Annotated in this window: 10 protein-coding genes; 7 read left to right on the top strand and 3 right to left on the bottom strand. The window is 72.6% G+C overall.

The genetic code is table 11. The annotated features are described in order from the left end of the window. Window positions 1–417 precede the first annotated feature (417 nt). The 3 genes from ACFVWU_RS41360 to ACFVWU_RS41350 form a co-directional block, all read right to left on the bottom strand. Complete coding sequence (locus tag ACFVWU_RS41360; protein WP_387631058.1) at window positions 418–1,053, bottom strand: hypothetical protein; 636 nt, start codon at window positions 1,051–1,053, stop codon at window positions 418–420. Between the two features lie 175 nt (window positions 1,054–1,228). Then, window positions 1,229–3,823 (bottom strand): SpoIIE family protein phosphatase, encoded by a 2,595-nt coding sequence (locus ACFVWU_RS41355; RefSeq protein ID WP_387631061.1) that lies wholly within the window; start codon window positions 3,821–3,823, stop codon window positions 1,229–1,231. Window positions 3,824–4,083: 260 nt separating this feature from the next. Continuing rightward, a complete protein-coding gene (locus ACFVWU_RS41350) occupies window positions 4,084–6,219 on the bottom strand; it encodes a SpoIIE family protein phosphatase (RefSeq protein WP_387631055.1) in 2,136 nt (711 codons plus the stop codon). Between the two features lie 266 nt (window positions 6,220–6,485). Between ACFVWU_RS41350 and ACFVWU_RS41345 the strand changes: the two genes are divergently transcribed. From ACFVWU_RS41345 to ACFVWU_RS41315, 7 genes are all read left to right on the top strand, one after another. Beyond that, window positions 6,486–7,313: an SHOCT domain-containing protein gene (locus ACFVWU_RS41345; RefSeq protein WP_387631052.1), complete on the top strand. Its 828-nt coding sequence runs from the start codon at window positions 6,486–6,488 to the stop codon at window positions 7,311–7,313. 124 nt (window positions 7,314–7,437) lie between these two features. Further along, window positions 7,438–7,755, top strand: coding sequence for a cupin domain-containing protein (locus tag ACFVWU_RS41340; RefSeq protein WP_387631049.1), 318 nt, complete (start codon window positions 7,438–7,440; stop codon window positions 7,753–7,755). Window positions 7,756–8,187: 432 nt separating this feature from the next. Then, window positions 8,188–9,450 (top strand): phenylacetate--CoA ligase family protein, encoded by a 1,263-nt coding sequence (locus ACFVWU_RS41335; RefSeq protein ID WP_387631046.1) that lies wholly within the window; start codon window positions 8,188–8,190, stop codon window positions 9,448–9,450. After that, the gene (locus ACFVWU_RS41330) at window positions 9,447–10,754 is read left to right on the top strand and encodes an MFS transporter (protein ID WP_387631043.1); all 1,308 of its coding nucleotides are present in this window, start codon (window positions 9,447–9,449) and stop codon (window positions 10,752–10,754) included. Before ACFVWU_RS41335 ends, ACFVWU_RS41330 begins: the two co-directional genes overlap by 4 nt. After that, window positions 10,751–11,896, top strand: coding sequence for a GNAT family N-acetyltransferase (locus ACFVWU_RS41325; RefSeq protein WP_387631040.1), 1,146 nt, complete (start codon window positions 10,751–10,753; stop codon window positions 11,894–11,896). Before ACFVWU_RS41330 ends, ACFVWU_RS41325 begins: the two co-directional genes overlap by 4 nt. Then, the gene (locus tag ACFVWU_RS41320) at window positions 11,893–13,059 is read left to right on the top strand and encodes an acyl-protein synthase (protein WP_387631038.1); all 1,167 of its coding nucleotides are present in this window, start codon (window positions 11,893–11,895) and stop codon (window positions 13,057–13,059) included. The genes ACFVWU_RS41325 and ACFVWU_RS41320 overlap by 4 nt, the downstream gene beginning before the upstream one ends. Beyond that, window positions 13,056–15,477: acyl-CoA reductase (locus ACFVWU_RS41315; RefSeq protein WP_387631035.1), on the top strand; the 2,422-nt coding region annotated here is incomplete at its 3' end. The genes ACFVWU_RS41320 and ACFVWU_RS41315, both read left to right, overlap by 4 nt.

The following is a 15,477-nucleotide window of genomic DNA, read 5'->3' as shown; positions in this document are numbered from 1 at the left end:
GGAACGGACGCTTCCTTCGGACCGCCTTCCAGCGGGCCCTCCGGGCGCTTCGTTCTTTCGTGTTTCCAGCTTATCAGATGTTTTCCGCTCCGTTTTCCGGGGCTTCCTTCATCCAATTCACTGGTGTCTTTTGGGGCTTGATGCCCCGTTCGACGTTTCAAACTCTAGCCGATCCCCGCTCCGAAAAGCGAATCAGCCGCAATCCAATAAAGCGCGCACGCCGAATAAGCATCGAGCCGCACCGCGAGAACGCGAAAACGACCGGCGCGAACCGGAAGTGGTGTTTCAGGGGATTGGCCGCCCCGGGACCGTCCGCGCCGATGCGTGTCCGGTGCTCCCTGCCGAGCGACTGGGAGACAGTACCCCTACCCGGCGCCCGACACAAATTGCAGGAGCGTCCACCGCTCCAGACCCGCATCAAGGCCCGCGGGCGTCGACGGCCAGCCGGCGGCCCTGCTCCAGGAAGGCCGTGATGCCGAAGACACCACCGAGCTCACGGATCGTCCGGGTGGCACCGAACGGCGCGTTCCAGAACCCGCCCTGCCGTGGGCTGTGCGGGCCGACGTACGCGTACGGCTCCGGCTCGAACGCGTCGCCGAGTGAGACGCCGTAGTTCACTTCGTCGGCGGTCAGAGCGATGTCGAAGTGCTCGGGCCAGATGACCGGGTCCGCGTCCGGGAACAGCCCGGCCAGCGCGGCGTCGCCGAGCGCGAAGCAGTGCGCGAGCCAGCGGGCGGCGGACGGGTCCACCTCGATCGCGGTGTCGGCAGTGGTGCCCGCCCCGTCCTGGTACAGCCCGGTGGGTGCACCGACCGTCAGCCCGAGGTCCGCGCCGAGCGCGCTGCAGGTGGTCCGTTCGAGGGGCAACGCCTGCCCGGGCGCGATCAGCTCCGCACCGATCACCCTCAGCTGCGGCTCGACGGTGGTGGCGAAACCGCCCGGGCTGGCGCGCAACCGGATCGTGCCGCTGGCCCGGTACTGCGGGCCGGCCAGGACCAGTTCGGCCACCGCGTGCAGGGCGCGGCGGGTGCGTGCGATCGTCTCGCGGTCCATGAGGCCATGGTCTCCCGGCCGGGAGGCCCGCGCACGGTCCTTCGATGGGACACGGCTGTCCTGGCCGCCGCCTGACAGGTGCTCCTCCCGTCGCAGGTGCTCCGCCCGTCGACGGCCTGGGCCGACACCCCACGTGGTGGCCGCCTGCGCCGGGCCCGATGGGCGGGGCGCTCCGTCACAGGAACTGCTCGGCCCAGATGATCTTGCCTTCGGGGGTGTAGCGGACGCCCCAGCGTTCGGCGAGCTGGGCGACGAGGAACAGGCCGCGGCCTCCCTCGTCGTCCTCGACCGCGTAGCGCAGGTGCGGGGCGGTACTGCTGGTGTCGGAGACCTCACAGATCAGCGTGCGGTCGTACAGCAGTCGCACCCTGATCGGTTCGGTGGCGTAGCGGATGGCATTGGTCACCAACTCGCTGAGCACCAGTTCGGTGACGAAGGCGGCCTCGTCAAGACCCCACTCGGCGAGCTGTCGGGTGGCATCGGCGCGAACCTGGGCCACGGCCTCCGGAGCCGAGGCCACCGCCCACTCGGCGATCCGATCGGGCTCCAGCACGCGGGTGCGGGCGACGAGGAGGGCGATGTCATCGGTCTGGCGGGCGGGCAGCAGGGCGTCGAGCACGGCCTCGCAGATCTCCTGGGGCGATCGGCCGGGGCGGGTCAGGACGCTCGCGAGGACGTCCAGGCCGACACCGATGTCGCGGGTGCGGTCCTCGACGAGGCCGTCGGTGTAGAGGACCAGGCTGCTGTCCGACGGCAGTCGCACCTCCACGGCTTCGAAGGGCATCCCGCCCAGGCCGAGCGGCGGACCGGCGGGAAGAGCGAGGAGCTCCACCGTCCCGCCCGGGTGAACGACGGCGGGCGGGGGATGACCCGCCCGGGCCATCGCGCAGGTGGCAGTGCTGGGGTCGTAGATCGCGTAGAGGCAGGTGGCGCCGGTGATCGCGGGCTCACCCCCGGCCGCGGCCGCCTCCTGATCCATGTGGGCGACCAGTTCGTCCAGGTGTCCGAGGAGTTCGTCCGGCGGCAGGTCGAGGGTGGAGAAGTTCTGGACGGCGGTGCGCAGGCGACCCATGGTGGCGGCCGCGTGCACACCGTGGCCGACCACGTCGCCGACGACGAGCGCGACCCGGGCACCCGGCAGTGGGATGACGTCGAACCAGTCGCCGCCGACCCCTGCCTGGGCGGGCAGGTAGCGGTAGGCGACGTCGAGGGCGCTCTGCTCGGGCAACGCGCGCGGCAACAGGCTGTGCTGCAGGGTGACGGCCATGGTGTGCTCGCGGGTGAAGCGGCGGGCGTTGTCGATCGACACGGCGGCCCGGGCGGCCAGCTCTTCGGCCAGGGACAGCTCGTCGTCCTCGAACGGGCCCCTGTCGCGGCCGCGCCAGAAGCAGGCGATGCCCATCACCACACCCCGCGCCGTCAGCGGAACGGCGATCAGCGACGCCAGGCCGAAGTCCAGCACCGCCTGCGTCCGCTCGACGTCCTGCATGCGCCACCCGGCGTCGGTCGCCAGCTCGGGGACCAGCGCGGATCGCCCGCTGAGGAAGCCCAACGCCTGCGGGGTGCTCCCAGCCCACCGGACCAGCCGGCCCCGGGGGTACAACGGCGAATCGTCCCGGATGCCCGCGAGCGCCACCCGTCGCAGCTCCACCCTGGCACCGCCCGTCAGGGGCTGCGGCTCCTCGCCGATCAGGACGTCTTCGGCGAGGTCGACAGTGGCGTAGTCGCAGAATCCCTGGGAGGCCATCTTGGCGAGTTCCTCGGCGGTGCGCCGGACGTCCAGGGTGGTGCCGATGGTCATGCTCGCGTCGTACAGCAACCTGAGCCGACCGCGGGCGACCTCGGCCTTCCCCGCCAGGGCACGCAGCTCGGTGGAGTCACGCAGGGTGGTGACGCTGCCGGGAGGTCCTCCCCCGCTGTCGGTGGGGCGGTTGTTGACGGCCAGCAGCCGGTCGCCCACGGGGAGCACCTCGTCGGTGACCGCGCTGTCGGACAGCAGCAGTTCGGTCGTACGGGGGTCGAGGCCGAGGTCGGTGACGGCACGCCCCTCCGCGTCGGGCGGAAGGTCCAGGAGCCGGCGTGCCTCGTCGTTGGCCAGCAGGACCCGGCCGTCGCCGCTGACGATGGCCACGCCCTCGCGCACCGCGTGCAGCACCGCGTCGTGGTGCTCGTACATCCTGGTCATCTCCTCCGGCCCCAGGCCATGGGTCTGCCGCAGGAGACGTCTGCCCACCAGCGCCGTTCCGGCCGTGGCCAGGCCCAGCGCGACGACGCCGGCGCCCAGGACGACCGGCAGTTGGCGGTCGATCGCGCTGCTGACGTTGGCGACCTTCATCCCGGCGGACACGATGCCCACGACCCCGCCTTGGGCGTCCTCCACCGGGACCACCACCTGGTACTCCAGGCCGAGCGGGCCGTGCACCTGCTCGACGGTGATCTGACCCTGCAGCGACGGCCCGATGGTGCCGACGAACTTCTTGCCGATCTGTTCCGGTTCGGGGTGGGTGTAGCGGATGCCGTTACGGTCGGTCACCACGATGAAGTCGACCTTGGCATCCTTACGGGCCGCTTCGGTCAGCGGTTGCAGCACCTTGCTGGGATCGGGGCCCTGCATCGTCGCCACCAGACCGGGGCCGTGGGCGAACGCCTCGGCCGCGGCGAGCGAACGGTCGCGCGCTGCCGCGAACCGGTCGCTGCGGGACTGGATCAGAAGCGCGACGACCGCCGCCACCACGAGCAGCAGCGCGATCGACACCTGCAGGAGGAACATCTGACCGGCGACGCTGCGGATGCTCAGCACCGACCGCAGACGCCGCACGGAAGGATCCCCCGGGACCGGGCGTGGATGCTGCCACCCATGACGACCACTCGCTCGGCCCGGAGCCCGGGGGGCGGGGCCCGTGTCTCTCGCCATATCCCCATGATCCCGCCCCGGCACGAACCGGACACCGCAGACCGCGCATTCGCCCGAGCGCCCCCGGGTCCGCCGCGCCCGTCGGCCGCGGATTCGCTCCGTCCCTCCGCCCCGGCTCACCAGGGGACCGACCGGATCAGCAACAGCGCGACGTCGTCGGTGCGTTGCTCTCCGTGCCCGGCCCGGTCGACGAGCGCATCGGCCAGCCGGTCGAGCGGTTCGCCGCCGTGGCGGGCCAGCGTGGCGATGAGATCGGCCAGCGCCTGGTCGAGATCCGTACCGGGCGTGTCGATGAGGCCGTCGGTGTACAGGACCAGAGTGGTGCCGATCGGCAGGTCGACGCGGATCTGCGGGTAGTCGGCGTCGGGGTCGACGTTCAGCACCATGCCGGTGCGCGGTTCCAGTGCGCCCGCCCGACCGTCCGGGCCGTACCGCAGGGGCACCGGGTGCCCGGCGTCGGCCAGCCAGGCCTCGCGGCGGGCGAGGTCGACGCGGAGGTAGGCGCAGGTGGCCAGCAAGGCCGTGTCCAGGTCGGCCATCAGGCGGTTGGTGCGGGAGAGCACCGTGCTCGGATCGGCGTCGGCGGCGGCGAAGGCACGGACGGCGGTCCGGACCTGGCCCATCAGCGCGGCGGCGTTGACGTTGTGGCCCTGGACGTCGCCGATCACGGCGGCCACGGTGTCGGGCCCGACCCGGATGAGGTCGTAGAAGTCGCCTCCGACGTCCATGCCCTCGGTGCACGGCAGGTAGCGGGCGCTGACCTCCAGGCTCGGGACGGCGGGCAGCGCACGGGGCAGCAGGCTCTCCTGGAGGCCTTGGGCCAGGACGAGCTTGGTGTCGTACAGCCGGGCACGGTCCAGGGCCTGGGCGATCAGTCCGCCGAGTGAGGTGAGGACGGCGCGTTCCTCCAGGTCGAAGTGGTGCGGCTCGGCGAACGCCAGCACGCAGGTGCCGATCAGCCTGCGCGAGGTCACCAGCGGCAGATAGGCCCAGGCGGCCATCCCGTCCTGCGTCTCGTGGCGGTCCGGGTAGAGCCGCTCCAGTTCCGCACGGGTCTCGAAGAACACCGGCACGGGATTGGTGGACGCCCGGACACCGGGCGTGGGCTCGGTCAGCGGAGTGCTGTCGAACTGGTCGACCAAGCCGGGCGGGTAGCCGCGATGGCCCGCGATGCGCAGTCGGCCGCCTTCGGGCATCAGCACCGCCACGGCCTGGCCGCCGAAAGCCGGCACGATCTGCTCGGAGACCATGCTCACCACGTCCTGCACGGTGACGGCCTCGGTCAGCGCGCTGGCGAGGTGGAGGAGGTGGTACAGCGCTCCGGGCCGCGTGTGCACCGCCCGCTGAGCCGGTGTTCCGGTGGGCCGGTCGCGGCGGGCGATGTCGGCCCGGACGATCCGCGCGGTGAGCCCGGACGGGTCCGGGAACAGCTCGAACGACAGCCACCGGTCCGGTGGCCGCAACGCGACGAAGGAGGCGGACTGCCCGCTCATCACCGCGGACCGGTAGTGGTACTCGTACACCGGATCCCGCAGCCACGGCAGGACCGCCCACAGCCGCGCGCCCAGGAGGAGCTCGACCGGCACGCCCAGCAACTCGGCGGCGGCCGGCGTGACCGCGGCCAGCCTGCCGTCCAGATCGATGTCGCACACGCCCTCCGGAAGGCGTGCCGCCGTCGCGGTGGGGGGCGCGGCGGCACCGCTCTCGGCCACCTCGGGACGCGGGCCGGCCCGGACCGGTCGGCCTGCCCGGGCCGCGTCCGCCAGCACCTCGGCCAGGCGCGCGGCGAACTCTTCGAACCGGTCCCGTTCACCGGGCGACATCTCGGGGGGATGCGCGGCGGGCCAGAGCACGAAAACGGCCCCGTACCCGGTCCGCCGCGTGACGAGCGGAGCGGCCGCGAGGCGGAACGCGTACGGCATGGCAACCGCGACCCTCGGGTACCTGCGCGCCATGTCCTCCGTGCCGCCCACCCATACGACCCGGCCGCTGCGCACCGCCTCGGCCACCGGTACCGGTGCGGCGACGCCGATGCGCTGCCACGGCCTGGTGAACTGCCGGCCGGCCCCCAGTGTCACGGCCAGTTCGAGCACCTGCCGGTCCTCCGACAGCAGGTAGAGCCCGCCGATGTGCGCGCCGAGTCCGGCCGGCGCCGATCGCAGGATCCGCGCCGCCTCGTCGAGGCCGCGCCCGGCCGGAACCTCGGCGGCCTGGTGTCCGGGCCTCGGCGACCGATGCCACGGCACGCCCATCACGAGCACCCCATTCGAGCCGACCAGTGAACCCGTAGGCCTCCTCCCATAGTGGCTCGGCCCGCACGGTACGTCCCGTCGTTTCCGCCGGGGTCCGGCGTGATCGAGGCACCCCGATCAGTGCGTGGTGAGCAGCGGGATCCGTCACCGGGCCTCGGGCCGGGATGGAGCCGATGCCGTTGGCCTGGAGTACGCCGAACCCGAGCACCCCGACCAACCGTCAAAGATCTCGCCCGCGCGGCGATCGGCGCGGCCAGCATCACCCCGTGACCTCGAACGACCTTTCGCCGGACCTGCCGGTCTGGCCGGGCCTGTCCGTGCGGCGGCGCAACGCGACCTACCTCTGCGCCGCGCTGTTCGTGGTCGCGGGCCTGCTCGCGGGCGATGTGATCAGCGCGATTCCCGGCGGGGCCAGCTTCGTGGACGGGGCCGTGCTCTGGGCTGGTGCGCTCTTCGCTGTGAACCGGACCACCGATGGCGACTACACCGACAGCTACGACCGGCCCATCGAGCCGGGCGCGCTCTTCTGGGGCGCTGCCACCGGCGGGCTGCTGGGACTGTCCGTCGCGCACGTGCCGGCGACCCTGTGGGCGCTCGTCCCGGTTCCGTTCACCGCGCTGACCTCGTTCCTGCTCGGCAGGTCGACCTGGCAGGCCCGACAGCGGCGGATCGCGGACAAGCGCCGGGCCGCCCGGAGAGCCCGGCGGCTGGCCGAGGAGGGCGAGGTGGTCCGGGGCGTCATCACCGACCTCACGAGTTCCGGTACGAGCTACAGCGGCGGCGCGTGGGTGAAACTCACCATCCGCTACACCGCCTCCGACGGGGTCGAGTACACCGAGACGGTCAGCAAGACCTTCCCGCTCACTGACCTGCCCCGACGCGGCGCCGGCGTGACCGTTCGCCATCTTCCGGAGAACCCGCGCGACTTCGAGATCGAGGTGGACCGCGAAGAGGTGCCCGTGGATGGCGAACCCGTCGACACGCCGACGCTGGTCGGGGAGCTGGAGCGCCTGGCGGTCCTGCGCGACAGCGGGCATCTGAGCGACGAGGAGTTCGCCTGGGCGAAGGCCCGGCTGCTGAGCGGCAAGGGCTGACGAGCCGGCCCTTGGTGTGCGGCGCTGCGCATCGGAGTCGAAGCGGACCGGACCGAGGCGCCGGCTGAGCGCTTCGGTCCGTCCGACGCGTTGTCGTCCTGCGCGGCCGGCGGGTGTGTCGCTCATGGCCGGTCGGGGCGGCCCCGTCCGTCCCGACCGCTTCCTCTACGTCCTGGAGGGTGAGGGCGAGGAGCCGCTCACCCTGCAGGCCGGCCAGAGCGCCCACCACCGCGGCGACATCCCGCACCGCTGCCGCCTGGTCAGTCCCGCCCCGGCACGCACCCTGCCGGTCATCACCGCGCCCGGCCTCGACGCGACGATCGCCTTCGTCGACCCTCGGCTACGACCCGGCCGGGCTCTCCGCCGTTCGACGGAGGCCGCACCCCCCGAATGGCGGGTGGCAATTCCGGCATCTGTTCCACAATCAGGCAGGCGCACCTGAAATGTCTTGCATTCAACTAAAAAGACGTGGCCGAATCGCGCCGTTCAGTGCGGAACATCCGTCGATCCGCCCGTCGTGAGATGTACCTCACCATTCCATTCCCGCCGCCCCCGAACAGCCGCTTGATGGAGCCTCAGGTCGCCGCCCTGCCGACCCCACACGGGATCCAGGCTTGAATCTGAAGGCATACAGAGGTGCTAGCCTGTGTTTTGGGCGAACAGGGGGCCAGGCACTCCTCACTTCACGCAAGTTGACCCGTGATCAGCGGCTATCCGGAACCTTCGGTGCCGCAGCCCGGCCCTACTGATCCAACGGCCCGAAAGTGTCGCGGAGGAATCCGAATTCCGCAGACCTCCGGATCGCCGATCGCCATCGACCGATTGGGCGAGGTCGTGCGCCACGCGCCCCTCGCATGCCTCGAAGCAGGAATTGATGCCCGTTCAACCGACAGCCGAACTCATACGCTTCGTGCGCCGCAATTCACCCTTCTATGCGGAGCTGTACGCCGGTCTACCCGACCGGACGGCGAAGTTGACCGATCTTCCGGTCGTCCCGCAGGCCGAGTTCTGGCAGGCGAACACGCCTCGCGGCAACCGGCTGCTGACCGGGCCGCTGGAGGAGGCGGTGGTCTTCAAGAGCGGTGGCACCACCGGCTCGCCGAAGTTCTCGTTCTACAGCCGGGAGGAGTGGCGGGAGTTCACCACCTCGTTCGGCGCCGGGCTGGTCGATGCCGGACTGCGCCCGGGACACCGGGTCGCCGATCTCTTCTACGCGGGCGACCTGTACGCCAGCTACACCTTCATCCTCGACTCGCTGCACCGCTCGCCCGTCGCCAACGTCCGGCTGCCGATCGGCGGAGCGGCGCCGCTGGAGTCGACCGCGCAGACCCTGGAGCAGTTCGAGGCCGAGGTGGTGGCCGGCACCCCGACGACGCTGTGCGCGCTCGCTGATCACCTGCTCGCCTCCGGTCGCGAACTTCCGCACGTGGAGCTGCTGTTGTTCGGCGGCGAGGGCCTCTACCAGGACCAGCAGCCACTGCTCGCCAAGGTGTTCCCCAACGCCCGCGTCTCCTCGATCGGTTACGCCGCCGTCGACGCCGGGCTGCTCGGCCGGCCGGTGCCGGGACCGGACACCCGGGTGCACCGGGTGTTCGCTCCGGAGACGGTGGTGGAGATCCTCGACGACCTCACCGACGAGCCGATCACCAGTGAGGGCGTGCCGGGCCGGGTCGTGGTGACCGACCTGCGGCGACGGCTGATGCCCGTACTGCGCTACCCCGTCGGGGACCGCGCGGAGTGGACCGACGTCGCCGCCGGACGGTTCCGCATCCTCGGCCGGGCCCAGGAGGGCGTCCGGGTGGGGCCGGTGTCGCTGTACACCCAGGACGTGCTCGACCTCGTCCGGGCCGCCGACCCGGCCGGCCGGGCGACCGGCGTGCAGCTGGTGGTACGCCGCTGGGACGGCCGGGACGGCCTGGTGCTGCGCCTGGCCTGCGACGGGAACCCCAGCGGGCTCCCCGAGCTGGCCGCCGCCGTCGAGGCCGGGATCCACACGGCGCGGCCGCTGTACCCGGAGGCGGTCGCCGCCGGGTACGTCCACCCGCTGTCCGTCGAGTGGGTGCGCCAGCACGAGCTCGTCGTCAACGCGCGGACCGGCAAGCTGATCCGCGTCCTCGACGAACGGCCGCACTCGTGACGGCCACCGGGACGGCCACCGGGACGGCCGCGCACCGCCTGCCGCTCGTCCTGCGCAACCGGCGGTTCGGCGCCGTGTGGGCCGCGCAGGTACTCGTCCAGGCCGCCGGACGGATGTTCCAGGTCGGCGCGGTGTGGTGGCTGGTGGGCTACGCCGCCGGCACGGACCGCGGCCTCGCGTCCGGCGCCTTTCTCGCCGTCAGCACCCTGCCCGCGGTCGCGCTGGCGCCGCTGGTGGCCAGGCTCATCGCCCGCCACCCGCACCGGACGGTGCTGGGCGCCTCGGCCGCCGTCGCCGGTCTGGTCGCCCTCGGCGCGGCCGGCTGGACGTACGCCGCGACACCGCCGATGGCCGTCGCGTACGGTACCGCGCTGCTGCTGGCGGGCTGCCAGGCGGTCTTCGACCCCTGTCTGACCACGTCCGTTCCCGAGCTGGTCGAGGACGCCGACATCGAGACCGCGACCGGGTTCGAGCTCGGCACGCAGTCGCTGGCCGGGCTCGCCGGGGGGCTGCTGGGCCCGCTGGTGGTCGACACCGCGGGCATGGCCGGCGTCGTCGCCGGGTGCGCCGGCGCCTACCTGCTGGCGGCCTCACTGATCGGCGCGACCCGGTTCCCGGCCCCGGACTCACCGGCCACGGGCAGCGACACACCCGCCCGAACGCGGCCGCTGCGCCAAATCCTGTCCGAACTGCCTTTCATCCGACGGGTGTTGCTCTGCTTCACCGCGGCCAACGTGTTCACCACGGCGGTATTCGTCGTGATGCCGCTGTACACCCGGACGGTGCTGCACGCCGACGGCTCGACCGTCGCCACCCTGGAGGCGGCCCTCGGCGTCGGCACGCTGGCGGGCTCGTTCACCGGCGGCCGCCTCCCGGGCGCGCCCACCGCGGTCGGGGCCGGCTGCCTGGTCCTGATGGCCGCCGCGCTCGGCCTGCCCGGCCTCGCCGCCGGCCAGGCCGCGGCGGTCGGATCGATGGCGGTCGCCGGCTGGTGCGTGGGCGTGATCGGTGTGCGGTTCGTGGCGCTGTTCCAGCGGCTGGTGCCGGCCGAGGACCGGCCCGGCTTCTTCGCGGTGATGCAGGCGCTGCTGGGGGCGACCTTCCCGGTGTCGTCGCTGGTCTTCGGCCTGCTCGGCGACCACCTCCCGGCGCGGACGCTGTGCCTGGTCCAGGCCCTCGGCGTGCTGCCGGTCGCCGCCGCACTGTGGTGGACCGGCCGGCGCGAGCCGCGCGGCCCGGAGCCCGCGGCGGCCCCGCAGGAGGACCCGGCCCCGGCCGCGCAGCCGATCGGGGACGTGCGATGACCGTGACGATCGCTCCCGCGGCCCCGCAGGACGTCGCGCAGCTGCGCCAGCTCTACTTCGACGTCTACGGCCACGGCTATCCGGTCGCGCTCGGCAGCGACCCCGAGGAGATGCGTCGTCTGATCGCCGACCCGCACACCCACTGGCTGACCGCGCGTCACGAAGGCGCCGGCCAGCTGGCCGGGTCGGTGGCGGTGCAGACCGACCCCGGCAGCCGGATCGGCAAGCTGGTGGGCCTGGCGGTCCACCCGGAGCAGCGGGGCGGCGGGCTGGCCGGACGGCTGACCGCCGACGTGTGCGGGGACGCCTTCGCGACCGGCGCCCTGGACTCGATCTACGCGACCGTCCGGGTGGTCACCCCCGGCCCGCAGCAGGTCTTCGCCCGCAACGGCTTCCAGGCCCTCGGCCTGCTGCCGAACGCCGTCGAGGTGGCCGGGTGCGAGAGCCTCGCGCTGTTCGCCCGACACGCCGACGGCGTCCTGGCCCGGCGGGAGAGCGTCGACCTGGTGCCGGGCTCCCTGCTGCCGCTGCTGGAGGCGGCCCGGCAGAGCACCGGCGTCGAGTACGGACACCCGCGCCCGTTGGACGTCCCCGCCCTGCCCGCCGGGCAGACCGCGCCGGTGACCGCCCCGATGGAGCTGATCACGGCACGCGGCTTCGTCCGCCGCCGGTTCCTGGAGCTCTTCCCCGACCCGGGAGAGCGGTTCTTCCCGCTGCACGTCCCGAACGCCGTCCTCACCCCGCCGGACGGCGCGTTCGAGGCGTACGCCGACCTGGACCCGGTCGCGGCGAGCTGCTCGCTGGTCGCCGTGCACCCGTCCCCGGCAGCCGTCACGGGGGCGCTGGAGCCGCTGATGGCGGCCGTCACCCGCGCGGGCGCCGACTACGTCGAGACGCTGCTGCCGCTGGCCGACACCGCCGGGCTCTGCGCCTTCCTGGCCGCCGGGTTCATCCCCAGCGCCGTCTACCCGGCGATGCGCCGGATCGGCGACCGGTTCCACGACTACGTGGTGCTCTCCCGGACCAGCCGTCAGATCGACTTCAGGACCACGGCCGTCAGCGGCCTGCTCCAGCCGTACCTGCTGGCCTACCTGACCGCCTGGACCTCGACCTACCTACCCCTTCCCGAGGTTGCCCCGTGAACATCCATCTCGCGCCGGTCGAGGTTCCCGACCCCACCGCGCTCCCGCACGTCCAGCAGCTGTGCGACCTGATCTCCCCGTACGCGGCCGGGCCCGAGGCCGACGCCCTGTTCGCCGCCGCGATGGCCGAGACCAACGCGTGGCACGCGCAGCGCTCACCGTTCCTCCGCTCGCTGCTGGACGGCCCGGCGGAGACTCCGGCGCCGACCGTCGGCGAGGGGATCCGCACGCCCCTGGTGCACGCCAACTTCTTCAAACGGCACGAGGTACTCTCCATCCCACGGGAGGAGGTGTTCCTCCACCTCACCTCCTCCGGCACCACCGGCCAGAAGTCGCAGATGTTCTTCGACACCTGGACGATCCGCTCCGCGCAGCGCATGGTGGCCCGCATCTTCGACCACTACGGCTGGATCACGCCCGACCAGTCCGTCAACTACCTGCTGTACAGCTACGAGCCCGCCCCGCAGCTGAAGCTCGGTACCTCGTTCACCGACAACTACCTCTGCGACTTCGCGCCGGCGAACCACACCACGCACGCGCTGCGGCACACCGGCAGCGGCCACGAGTTCGACGTCCACGGCTGCATCGAGGCGCTGCGGCGGTACGCCGAGGACGGGCTGCCGGTACGGATCCTCGGCTTCCCCGCGTTCCTGCACTTCACCCTGGAGCGGATGCGGGCCCTCGGCCTGCCGCCGCTCCAGCTCCCGGCCGGCTCCCTGGTGCTGCTCGGCGGCGGCTGGAAGGGACACACCGACAAGCAGATCGGCAAGGACCGGTTCTACGCCGAGGTCACGGAGCAGCTGGGCATCCCCTCGGAGCGGATCCGCGACACCTTCGGCTCGGTCGAGCACTGCGTGCCGTACATCGAGTGCGGGCACCACCGTCTGCACGTCCCGGTCTGGTCACGGGCGGCCGTGCGCGACACCCGCACCCTGGAGCCGCTGCCGTACGGCGAACGCGGCTTCCTCCACCTGGTCTCCCCGTACATCACCTCGGTGCCGGCGCAGAGCGTCGTCATGGGCGACCTCGCCTCGCTGCACCCCGGGCAGGAGTGTCCCTGCCCCCTGCCCACGCCGTGGTTCACCGTCCACGGCCGCGCCGGGGTCAGTCGCAACCGCAACTGCGCGGCGGCCGCCGCCGAACTCCTGAAGGGACTGTCGTGACCACCGGACCCCACTTCTGGCAGGGCTCGTTCATCGACGACGAGGAGGCCGCCCGCCGACTCGCCGAGCTCCCGGAGCTCGCTGCCCGCACCCTCGCCGAACCCCTGTCCACCGAGCTGGTGCTGAGCGCCTGCCAGCGCCTCGCCGACGCCCTCGACACGCCGGGCGGCCCCGTCCGCGCCCGCCTGCTCGCCGAGCTCACCGGTGGCGGCTCCGACCCGGACGGGGCGTCGGCGACCCTCACCGAGATCGCCGACGCGATCGCCCGCCCGGCCCTGGAGCGAAAGCTCCGACGCGAACTCGGCGGACTGCGCCCCGAACGCCTCACCCGGCCCGACGCGCGGGAGACCACCTTCGAGGCCTGGGCGCCGGTCGGGCTGCTGGTCCACATCGCCCCGGGCAACGCGGCCGCCGTCGCACCGCTCAGCGTCATCGAGGGCCTGCTCACCGGAAACCTCAACGTGCTGAAGACCAGCGGCGGCGACACGCTGCTCGCCCAGCACCTCCTCGCCGAGCTGGCCGCCGCCGACCCGACCGGTGCCCTGGCCCGCCGGATCGTGGTGCTGCGCTTCTCCTCCGCGCGCACCGAGTGGCTGCGGCTGCTGTGCGAGCCCGCCGACGCGGTGGCGGTCTGGGGCGGCGAGGACGCCGTCCGCTCGGTCGCCGAGCTGGTCCCTGCCGGGTGCCGACTGGTCGAGTGGGGACACCGGATCTCCTTCGCCTACCTGACCCGCGACGTCTGGTCGGACGGGGTGACGCTGGACGCGCTCGCCGCCGATGTCTGCCGCTTCGAGCAGCAGGCCTGCTCCAGCCCCCAGGTGATCTACCTCGACACCGAGGACGACGGTGAGGTCTTCTCCTTCGCCGAGCGCTTCGCGGCCCACCTCGCCGACGCCTCCGCCGAGCTTCCCCGGCCCGAACTCGACCCGGCCGAGCACGCCGAGATCACCACCACCGAACTGGTCACCCGGCTTGAGGAACACCTCGGCCTCACCCGGCTCTTCGCCGCCGAGGACGGCTCCTGGCGCGTCCTCGCCGACACCCGCTCCGCCCTGGCCGCCTCGCCGCTCCACCGCAGTGTCTGGGTCAAGCCGCTTCCCCGCGCCTCCGTCATGACCGTGCTGCGCCCGATGCGCCGCTACCTGCAGACCGCCGCGATCGGCGGCAGCCGTGCCGACGTCGCCCGGCTGTCGCAGGCGGTGGTCGCCGCCGGTGTGCTGCGGGTCACCCCGGTCGGCGGGATGCTCGACAGCTACCACGGCGAGCCCCACGACGGTGTCTACGCGCTCCAGCGCTACAGCCGCCGCGTCGGCGTCCGCGTGGACGAGGCCTTTGCCACCACCGCCTGCCTCGACGACCTGGCGGCCCCGGCCGTCGTCCCCGCCGCGCCGAGCGGCCCGTTGCTGGACAAGTCCGGCGTGCAGGAGCAGCTGCGCACACTCGCGCCGGTCCACGCCCACCTCTACTTCCGCAGCGGTGGCAGCACCGGGGCCCCGGCCCTGTCGGTGTTCACCAACGCCGACTACGACACCCAGATGCGGGCCGCCGCCGACGGCCTGCTCGCCGCCGGGTTCGATCCGGCCCGGGACCGCGCCGCCAACCTGTTCTACTGCGGCGGCATGTACGGAAGCTTCATCAGCTTCTTCTCGATCCTGGAGCGCCTCAACGCCGGCCAGCTCCCGATCGCCGCAGGCCCCGACCACGCCGCCACCGCCGAGGCGCTGGTGACGTACGGCGCGGACACCGTGTTCGGCATGCCCTCCTACCTCTGGCAGCTGTTCCACTCCCAGAGCACCGTGCTGCGCGCGTACGGCGGGATCCGCAAGGTGTTCTACGGCGGCGAGCACTTCACGACGGAACAGCGCCGGGTGCTCACCGAGGAGTTCGGCGTCGAACTGATCCGCTCGGCGGCGTACGGCAGCACCGACCTGGGGCCGCTCGGCTACCAGTGCACCCACGCCGAGGGCTCGGTCCACCACGTCCTGACCGACCTGCACACCCTGGAGATCCTGGACCCGGAGGCCGACCGCCCGGTGGCCGCCGGGCAACCGGGCCGCCTGGTCTTCACCAGCCGCACCCGGGCCGGGCAGCGCCTGGAGCGGTACCAGATCGGCGACCTCGGCCGCGCGGTCGAGGGCGTCTGCCCGTGCGGCAGCCACACCCCGCGGATCGAACTCCTCGGCCGGTACGGGGACGTCGTCCGGATCGGCACGTACTTCCTCAACGTCCGGCGCTTCATCGCGGTGGCGGAGGAGGACCTCGGCTACCGCGGCGAGCTGCAGCTGGTCCTGGACGCCGGTGACGGCCGGGAGCGGGTCACCGTCCGGCTCGACGAGCGGTACGCCCCGGACGCGACGGCTGCCCGCGCCGCCTTCCTGGCCGCCATCCCCGAGCTGGGTTCCGCCGTGGCCGAGGGGC

The organism is Kitasatospora sp. NPDC058190 (genome assembly GCF_042883685.1).
Classification (GTDB): domain Bacteria; phylum Actinomycetota; class Actinomycetes; order Streptomycetales; family Streptomycetaceae; genus Kitasatospora.
The sequence above is the reverse complement of the archived record's forward strand: the minus strand, read 5'-3'. Positions and strand labels throughout refer to the sequence as shown.